The organism is Pseudomonas protegens (assembly GCF_003732485.1).
Lineage (GTDB): Bacteria > Pseudomonadota > Gammaproteobacteria > Pseudomonadales > Pseudomonadaceae > Aquipseudomonas > Aquipseudomonas protegens_B.
Genome location: NZ_MOAK01000089.1, coordinates 51,487 through 60,587, shown reverse-complemented (window position 1 = coordinate 60,587; position 9,101 = coordinate 51,487). Strand labels below are relative to the sequence as shown.

5 protein-coding genes are annotated in these 9,101 nt (G+C 66.6%); 2 read left to right on the top strand and 3 right to left on the bottom strand.

Translation table 11 applies throughout. The features are described 5' to 3' along the window. Positions 1 to 851: LysR family transcriptional regulator (locus tag BLX41_RS32040; protein ID WP_148059799.1), on the bottom strand; the 851-nt coding region annotated here is incomplete at its 3' end. Between the two features lie 161 nt (positions 852 to 1,012). Here BLX41_RS32040 and BLX41_RS32035 point away from each other — a divergent pair. Continuing rightward, a complete protein-coding gene (locus BLX41_RS32035; protein ID WP_123728104.1) occupies positions 1,013 to 2,719 on the top strand; it encodes an AMP-binding protein in 1,707 nt (568 codons plus the stop codon). A gap of 50 nt (positions 2,720 to 2,769) precedes the next feature. Further along, positions 2,770 to 6,042, top strand: coding sequence for a carboxyl transferase domain-containing protein (locus BLX41_RS32030; protein ID WP_123728103.1), 3,273 nt, complete (start codon positions 2,770 to 2,772; stop codon positions 6,040 to 6,042). A gap of 98 nt (positions 6,043 to 6,140) precedes the next feature. Here BLX41_RS32030 and BLX41_RS32020 read toward each other — a convergent pair whose 3' ends face one another. Together BLX41_RS32020 and BLX41_RS32015 are read right to left on the bottom strand one after the other, a co-directional pair. Next, positions 6,141 to 7,460 carry a DUF6687 family protein gene (locus BLX41_RS32020; protein WP_123728102.1) on the bottom strand — a complete coding sequence of 440 codons (1,320 nt, stop codon included), beginning with the start codon at positions 7,458 to 7,460 and terminating at the stop codon, positions 6,141 to 6,143. Positions 7,461 to 7,497: 37 nt separating this feature from the next. Then, a complete protein-coding gene (locus BLX41_RS32015; RefSeq protein WP_123728101.1) occupies positions 7,498 to 8,913 on the bottom strand; it encodes an MFS transporter in 1,416 nt (471 codons plus the stop codon). Positions 8,914 to 9,101 lie beyond the last annotated feature (188 nt).

Genomic DNA, 9,101 nt, shown 5'->3' with positions numbered 1-9,101 from the left:
TGCTTGCTCCAGTACAGGTTCAGGCACACCTGCGGCAGGGTCAGGGGCATGTCGAGAATGCGGTTGTTCAGGCCCGCATTGATCAGTTGTGCATTGTTGCGGGTCAGGGTCAGGAGGAAGTCGCCCTGGGCCACCAGTTGCGCGGCGGTGAGGAAATGCTGGCAGTGCTGGCGGATTCGCCGCACCACCCCCAGGTGCCCCAGGGCCAGGTCTTCGACGCAGATGCCCCGGCGCCGGGAGGTCACCGCCACATGTTCGGCCGCCAGGTAGCGTTCCACCGTCAGCTCGCCGCTGAAGCCGGGGCCGGCCATCACGCAGAAGGAGTCCTGCAGCAGCAATTGCTGTTGCAACTGCGGGTCGGTCAGGCGTGACAGTTCGATCGCCAGGTCGATGCGTCCGGCAATCATCTCCAGCTTCAGATCGGCCCAATGCACGCTGGTGCTGCGTACCTCCAGGTGCGGGGCGACGCGGTTCAGGTGGGCCAGGATCAACGGCAGGATCACCGGCTCCAGTTGCTCCGGCATGTTCAGGGTGAAGCGCCGGCGGTCACGCTGGGGGTCGAAGGCCTGGGTCGGGTTGAGGCTGCGGCGCAGGCCGCTGAGGGCGTCCTGGATGCCCGGCGCCAGTTGCTTGGCCAGGGGTGTAGGCGCCACGCCGTAGCCTTCGCGCACGAACAGCGGATCATCCAGTTGCCCCCGCAGGCGCGCCAGGGCGTGGCTGATGGCCGATTGGCTCAGGTGCAGCACCGAGGCGGCGCGGGTCAGGTTGCGCTCCTGATACACCACCTCGAAGACCCGGAACAGGTTCAAGTCCAGGCGGCTGAGCCCCGACCATTCATGCGGTGAGTTCATGGTTGCGTCCTCCCAGTCTCGACCCGATGCAGGCTAACAGTCCGTCACGGTGGGCCGAACCATGTAGCGCATTCATGAATCTCGATGAATAACCGTCGGTTCTGTGACGCCGCGGGGGCCGCCTAAGATGGCCCCGCCCATAACAACAATCAGGAGGCACCATGGACCTTGCGGATCAGCATCTCGCGGCCTATCAGCAGCATCTTCACGCCTTGCAGCAAGCCGCCTGGCCCGAGGGAACACCGCGTACTGAGCAGTATCCCCTCGGCCGGCAACCGCTCACCCAGTACCTGCGGACCTGGGCCCAGCAGCGAGGAGATGCCGTGGCCGTGGATTTCTACGGCCACAGCCTGAGCTACAGCGAGCTGGATCGGCTCTCCGATCGTTGCGCGGCCTTGCTCGGCGAGCTGGGAATCGGCCCTGGCGATCGGGTGGCGGTGTACATGCCCAACTGCCCGCAATTGCATATCGGCTTCTGGGGCATCCTCAAGTGCGGCGCGGTGTACGCCCCGGTCAGCCCCCTGGCCCGCACGCTGGAGCTGGAATACCAGCTCAAGGACTGCGGCGCCCGGGTGATCCTGTGCTTCGATCAGTTGCTCGATGTGGTCCACGCCGTCGCGCCGACGTGCGCCTTGACCCGGATCCTGGCCACCAGCCTGTCGGAGCTGTGCCCGGCGACTCCGAGCATCCCGGTGCCGGACCTGCTGCTGGCGCCCAAACGCCTGGATGCCGGGGTCCTGGACTTCTACCCCGCCCTGGAGAACTGCCGCGCCGCCACGCCCGGGCACCGCCCTGCCCTTGAGGATATCGCCGCCCTGAACTACACCGGCGGCACCACGGGCCAGCCCAAGGGCTGCATTCATACCCACGGCGACATGCTCTACACCTGTGCCAGTTTCGTGCCCGTGGCCCTGGGCCTGAAGCCCGACAGCGTGATGCTCAACTTCCTCCCGGAGTTCTGGATCGCCGGGGAAAACGCCGGCCTGCTGTTTCCCATCTACGCCGGCTGCCGCCTGGTGCTGCTGGCGCGCTGGGACGCGCTGGCGTTCATGGCGGCGATCGACCACTACCGGGTCAGCCATTGCGGCTTGCTGGTGGACAGCGCCGCCGAAGTGCTGGAGCACCCCGCCGTTACCGACTATGACTTCAGCTCGCTGCGGGCCACCGGCTGCATCTCCTTCGTCAAGAAGCTGACCCCGGACTACCGTCGGCGCTGGCGCGAGCTGTCCGGCTGCACGCTGTTCGAATTCAGCTTCGGCATGACCGAAACCCACACCTGCGACACCTTCACCACCGGTCTGCAGCATGACGACTTCGACCTCAAGAGCCCGCCGACCTTTGTCGGCCTGCCGGTGCCGGGCACCGAGTTCAAGGTCTGCGATTTTGTCAGCGGCGCCCTGTTGCCCCTGGGCAGCGAAGGCGAACTCTGCGTGCGCAGCCCGTCCCTGCTGCAGGGTTACTGGCAACGACCGGAGGAAACCGCAGCGGTGTTGCGCGACGGCTGGCTGCACACCGGCGACCTGGGGCAAATCACCGAACAGGGTTTTATCCGCTACCTGGGACGGCGCAAGGAGATGCTCAAGGTCAATGGCATGAGCGTGTTTCCCAGCGAGCTGGAAGCGCTCTTGGGCCAGCATCCCCAGGTGCTGGCCAGTGCGGTGATCGGCCGCGCCGATGAGCGTCGAGGCCAGCAGCCGGTGGCCTTTGTGGTGCTCAAGCCGGACGCCCCCCAGGACCCGCAGGCCCTGGCCGCGTGGTGCCAGCAGGTGATGGCCGCCTACAAGGTGCCGCAGATCCGCCTGGTGAGCAGCCTGCCCATGACCGCCACCGGCAAGGTCAAGAAGAACGAGCTGGAACAACAGCTCTGACCGGCTGTGTGAAAACGCCTGAGCCGCCCTTTGCCATTGTGAGAATTGCCATGTTTCAGAGTCTGTTGATCGCCAATCGCGGCGAGATTGCCATCCGTATCGCCCGGGCCTGCGCCGACCTGGGTATTCGCAGCGTCGCGGTGTACGCCGAGGACGACGCTGCCAGCCTGCACCTGCGCCGGGCCGATCTGGCCCTGCCCCTGAAAGGGCGCGGGGTAGCCGCCTACCTGGATCGGCAGCAACTGATCAGCCTGGCCCAGGCGCACGGCTGCGCAGCGATTCACCCCGGCTACGGCTTTCTTGCCGAGAACGCCGACTTCGCCCGGGACTGTCTGGAGGCCGGCCTGACCTTCATTGGACCGACGCCCGAGGTGCTGCAACTGTTCGGCGACAAGGCCGCGGCCCGGGCCCTGGCCCAGGACTGCGGGGTGCCGCTGCTGGACGGGATCAACCATCAGGTGACCCTGGAACAGGCGGCCGCCTTCTTTACCCGCCACGGCGCACTGATGCTCAAGGCCCTGGCCGGAGGCGGTGGTCGGGGCATGCGTGCAGTCACCGCAATCGACCAACTGGAACAGGCCTTTGCCCGCTGCCAATCCGAAGCCCAGGCGGCGTTCGGCAATGGCGCACTCTATGTCGAACAGTTGCTGCAACGCGCCCGGCACATCGAGATCCAGGTGCTGGGTGACGGCAGTGGCGCGGTCAGCCACCTGTGGGAGCGCGATTGCAGCCTGCAGCGCCGCCATCAGAAGCTGGTGGAGATCGCCCCCAGCCCGGACCTGCCCGCCGAGCTGCGCCAACAACTGATCGACGCCGCCTTGCAACTGGCCAGTCGGGTGCGCTACCAGGGCATTGGCACCTTCGAATTCCTCCTCGATCAGCAGCGGCCGGGGCGTTTCTACTTCATGGAGGCCAATCCGCGAATCCAGGTGGAGCACACGGTGACCGAAGCGGTGACCGGTATCGATCTGCTGCACACCCAACTGCACCTTGCCGCCGGCGCCTCCCTGGACAGCCTGGGCCTGACCCGACCGCCGACGCCCCAGGGTTTTGCGCTGCAGGTGCGGATCAATCTGGAGGAGCAACTGGCCGACGGCGGCACCCGCCCGGTGGCCGGAACCTTGAGCGCCTATGAGCCCCCCAGCGGTCCCGGGTTGCGGGTTGATGGCTACGGCTATGCCGGGTACCCGGTCAACCCCAGCTACGACTCGCTGCTGGCCAAACTCATCGCCCATGGCGCGGACTACTCCAGCGCCCTGGGGCGGGCCTATCGCGGGCTCTGCGAGTTCCGCCTGGAAGGCGTGGCCAACAACCTCGGGCTACTGCAGAACCTGCTGCGCCATCCGGCGCTGGCCGAGCATCAGCTCAGCACCGGCTTCGTCGAGCAGCACTGGGCCACATTGGCCCAAGTCGCCCCCGACGGGCACCGCTCGCTGTTCTTTGCCCAACAGCCGCTGGCCCCGGGGCAGATCCACGCCAATGTACAGGCGCCCTCGGGCACCCTGGCCCTGGAGGCCCCGAGCACCGGCGTTGTGGTGACCCTGGAAGTGGCCGAGGGCGACACCTTGCAGGTCGGCCAGCGGGTGGCGGTGCTGGAAGCGATGAAGATGGAGTTCGAGGTCAAGGCCCAGCACAGCGGTATCGTCCGGGCCCTGATAGCCCAAGTCGGTGACGCGGTCAGCGAAGGCCAGCCGCTGCTGTTCCTGGAGCCGGCCGAAGTCGCCGGTAGCGGCCTGTGCAGCGAAGAGCAGCTTGACCTGGAGTTGATCCGCGCCGATCTGGCCGAGGTCCGCCAACGCCACGCCCTGTTGCAGGACGCCCAGCGTCCGGAAGCGGTGGCCAAGCGCCGCAAGACTGGCCAGCGCACCGCCCGGGAGAACCTCGACGACCTGCTGGACCCGGGCAGTTTCATGGAATACGGCGCCATGGCCCTGGCGGCTCAGCGCCGGCGGCGCAGCCTCGAAGAGCTGCAAGCCTTGAGCCCTGCCGACGGTCTGGTAGGTGGCATCGGCACGGTCAATGCCGAGCTGTTTGACGGCCCGTCCGCCCGTTGCCTGGCCCTGGCCTACGACTACACGGTGTTCGCCGGCACCCAGGGGGTGATGAACCACAAGAAAACCGACCGCCTGCTGAGCCTGGCCCAGGAGTGGCGACTGCCGGTGGTGCTGTTTGCCGAAGGCGGCGGCGGTCGCCCCGGTGACAGCGACTTTGTCGGGGTCGCGGGGCTGGACTGCCATACCTTTGCCGCCATGGCCCGGCTCTCCGGCTGGGTGCCGACGGTGGGCATCGCTTCAGGCCGCTGTTTTGCCGGCAACGCCGCGCTGCTGGGCTGCTGCAACCTGATCATCGCCACGGCCAACGCCAGCATCGGCATGGCCGGCCCGGCGATGATCGAGGGCGGTGGCCTGGGCAGTTTCACTCCAGAGCAAGTGGGCCCGGCATCGGTACAAGGACCCAATGGCGTGATCGATGTTCTGGTCAAGGACGAGGCCGAAGCCGTGGCGGTGGCCAAGCAATACCTGGGCTATTTCCAGGGACCGCTCAGGGATTGGCAATGCGCGGACCAGCGGGAACTGCGCCAGTTGATCCCGGAAAACCGCCTGCGGGTCTACGACATTCGCCGGGTGATCCAGACCCTGGCCGATCGTGACAGCGTGCTGGAGTTGCGGCGCCAGTTCGCTCCGGGGCTGATTACCGCGTTGATCCGGATCGAGGGCCGGGCCTTTGGCCTGATCGCCAACAACCCCGCGGTGCTGGGGGGCGCCATCGACGCCGCGGCCGGCGACAAGGCCGCGCGCTTCATGCGCCTGTGCGAAGCCTTCGGCCTGCCCCTGGTGTCCCTGTGCGACACCCCGGGGTTCATGGTCGGGCCCGAATCGGAACAGCAAGCCACAGTGCGCCATGTGTCGCGGATGTTCGTCAGCGCCGCCAGCCTGACGGTGCCGTTCTTCACCCTGGTGCTGCGCAAAGGCTATGGCCTGGGGGCTCAGGCCATGGCGGCCGGCAGCTTCCATAACCCGATGTTCACCGTGGCCTGGCCCAGCGCCGAGTTCGGTGCCATGGGCCTGGAGGGTGCGGTGTGCCTGGGCTTCGCCAAGGAACTGGCGGCCCAGTCCGAGCCCGTAGAGCGTCAGGCACTGTTCGACAAACTGGTGGCCAAGGCCTACGCCCAGGGCCGGGCCCTGAACATGGCCAGCTACCTGGAGATCGACGCCGTGATCGATCCCCTGGACAGCCGCTCCTGGCTGCTTCGTGGTCTCCAGGCAGCGCCCCGGCCGACACCCTGGACAGAGCGCCCCCAAGGGTTCATCGACACCTGGTAACCCACCCGCAGCTGGCTTGTGTAGGAGCTGGCTTGCCAGCGAGGACGCCCGCAAGAGCAACACAAGCCTCAAAGGCCTCTTCGCCGGCAAGCCGGCTCCTACAGGTTGGCATCCCAGGCCACCGGAGCCTGGTCGAGGAACTGGCGCAGCTCGGCCAGCAGCTTGTCGCTGGAGTGGCTGCTGGGCCGGTCGGCGACAAACCTCAGGCTCGGCATGATTGCCTGCACCCCGTCGTAGTGCCACTGCCCAGCAGTGCGCTCCGTTTCCTGCAGGGCTCGGGCGAAAATTGCCAGGTCCCGACGGGCCCGGGGAATGCCGCTGCTGCGTTCGACCCAGCTTTCATAACGCTGGCGGATTTCGATGCGGCCCTGGTTGACGATGGCCAGCACCGCGCAGCGGCTGCGATTGTGCAAGGCCACCGGCGACAGGCCGAAGTACTCGCCCTCGCCCTGCCAGGCCCCTTGCGCCAGGCGAAAGATCGCCAGATCGATATCCGGGTACTCCTCGATCCGTGTGGCGGGATGCTCCACCAGCGCCGTGCTGCGCTGCAGGTCCTGCATGGCCGGGCGGTACAGTTCAGCGTAACGCCGGGTGTTATCCAGCACATCGGCCAGTTGCGGCAGCAGTGCGACGAAGCGCGCCATGAGTTGCCGGTCGTTGCCACCCTGGCTGTCGCTGCGCACCCGGGCGGCCAGGGCATGCAGGGTAAAGGCGCAATGCAGGGCCTGGGGCGAAGTGCCCCGGGTGAAGTCGCCGAGTCGCGCGATATCGATCAGCAATTGACGGTGCCGCAGAGCATGCTCGGGGGCCAGGAAGGCGTAGACCGAGGCCAGTCCGTCAAGATCGAAATGGTCGCTGGTGATCACCTGCGCCTGTTCCACCCTCAGCCCCTGCTGGAGAAAAATCAGCGCGCTGGCGGTGGACAGGTTGGCCTTGTAGGCACTGGGGGTCTTGTTGGCCGGCCAATGGGACAGGGTCAGCACGGTGGCCGGGTTGTCGATGGAGTCCAGGGAGATATTGTCCCGCCTGCGGGTCTGGCCCAGGGGCAGGAATCCGTAGGGGCTGTGTGGCCCCAGGCGCCAGGGTTGCAGGCCTAGCTCCAGCGGCGCTTCGCCGGCGCCGGGGGCCAGTCTCTGGGGCAGCTCACGCAGCGCCGGCGTTGTGCTCTTGAGCTCCCCCGAACCCTCCAGGCGATAACTGAACTGGCACAGATTCTCCCGGCGCAAATCCCTGGGGTTGCCATTGCGCACCCCGCAGCCGGGCCCGCCGAGGACGCTGAGCAGATCGGTGAACTGATTGTCGGCAATGCCGATGGCGCGTCCCCCCAGCAACCTGAGGTCCAGGTGCGCGAATACGGGGGCGACGCCCGGATCGAAAATGAAACCCTGTTCATGACTTACGGTATTGAGGCTGTTCATCTGTACGTCCTTGCCAATAGATGAATCCAGGCAGGCTTCAAGCCTCGGCCAGGGCCCGGGAATGGCTGCGCCGGACCTGGCGCATGCTGATAAACAACAGGGCCGATACCCCGGCATAGAGACCGAACAGCCAGGCCGCGGCCTGGGCCGCACCGGCAACGCCTGCGGTGGAACTGAGGCCGGCCAGGTTGACAATCATCCCCGCCAGCGCCGCGCCCAGGGCCGTGGCCACCAGTTGCACGGTGGTGATCGAGGCACCCGCCAGCTCCTTCTGGTCATCGGCCGCGTTTTCCAGGACCCGGGACAACAGATGGGGCCACGCCAGGCCGATCCCTGTGCCCACCAGCAACATGGCCAGGCACACCGCCCCCAGACTCAGGACTGGCGTAGCCGTAGCGGGCATGAACAGGCAGGCCAGGAGCAGACCGGCCACCACCAGGAATGGCCCGCTGGCGATGGCGCGGGACGCACCCCGGGGGCTCAGGCCGGAGCTGAAGATCGCCCCCAGGGTCCAGCCGGCCGCCATCAGTGCAGCGATGTAACCCGCCAGCAAGGGAGTTTGCTGGTGCAGCACTTGCAGGAACAGCGGCACAAAGACCTCGCTGGTCATGCCCACCACCAGCAGCGCCATGGAGAGGTACAGCGCCAGCAAGGGGCTGCCGGACTTCAGGCTGTCGCGGGGCAAGAGACGTTTGCCGGAGCGGTTTTCCAGCACCACCACCAGCAGCAACAGGCCCAGGCCGACGCCCAGTCCCAGGGCGTTGTACCCGGGTGAAGGCGTGATGCTGCCAATGGAGATCGCCAGCACCACCGCGGTCAGCAACACCAGCTGCAGGCCGGGAATGGGACTACGGGGCGCCGCTTCGCGGCTTTTACCCGGTAACAGGGCGACCGCCAGCAGCATGAACAGCAAGGTGCAGGGTAGCAGCACCCAGAACGCCGCACGCCAGGCTCCGTGTTCGGCGAAGACACCGCCCACTGCGGGGCCGATCAGGGTAGCCGCGCCCCACATGGCGGAGATCAGCGCCATTGCCCGAGGCCATAGCGGCTCGTCGAATACCAGGCGGATCATCGCGTAGGGCAAGGCGAACAGCAGCCCTCCGCCCAGCCCCTGGACGCTGCGCCCGAAGATCAGCCAGCCCATGTCCGGAGCCAGGGCACACAGACCGCAACCGAGCATGAACACCAGGCCGGCCAGGGCATAGGCGATCTTCGGCCCCAGTACCGCCAGGGCTCGGGTGGACAGCACGGAACCGATGATCGAGGCCACCACGAACAAGGTGGTATTCCAGGCGTAGTAGTCCAGGCCGCCGATATCCTTGACCACCGAAGGCAACAGCGTGGTGACCAGGTACACGTTGATTGCATGCAGTGCCACGCCACCGGCCAGGGCTGCCGAGCGCAGTCCGTTCTTGCCCAGTAACAGTGCCGACCATCCGCTTGTCGAAGCCATGCCTTGCTCCCTTCGGGTTGTTCGATAAAGCCGCACTGTATTACACAAGCAATTACTTGGATATTTAATTTTTCATGGCCTCACCCCCTTGGCCAATCCGCCGCTCGAGGAGCGACAATCGCCGGGGGCCGACGCCGGAGCCTGTTATGCTTGCGCGGTTTGCCGCGTCCTGCACGCCCTTGATACCC